At 42.8% G+C, this 278-nt stretch carries 1 protein-coding gene; it reads right to left on the bottom strand.

Annotation, left to right across the window (positions count from 1 at the left end; genetic code table 11):
• Nucleotides 1–278 (bottom strand): hypothetical protein (locus tag FOF46_RS32215; protein ID WP_167572052.1); only part of this gene is annotated, 278 nt, incomplete at both ends.

The following is a 278-nucleotide window of genomic DNA, read 5'->3' on the forward strand; positions in this document are numbered from 1 at the left end:
ACTCCGGCTGGGATAATAACGCCATCTCCCGCAACATTGAGTGTTACTCCATTACTAAAAGTAGGTGGGGTATCATAATCAGCTGTCACTGTAGCCGTAACATCAGTAATACTAAAAGGAAAAGTTAAAGTTGCTACACTCGAACTGCTTAAAGTAACCGTATGTACTAAGTCAGTGCCTTCCGTCTCTGATTCGCTAGTCACACTAGCAATAGTCGGTGCATTATCATTATCTTCTATCGTTCCGGTACCTGTTGTACCACCAACACTGAGGGTATA

Source organism: Aquimarina algiphila (assembly GCF_007489275.1).
Taxonomy (GTDB): Bacteria; Bacteroidota; Bacteroidia; order Flavobacteriales; family Flavobacteriaceae; genus Aquimarina; species Aquimarina algiphila.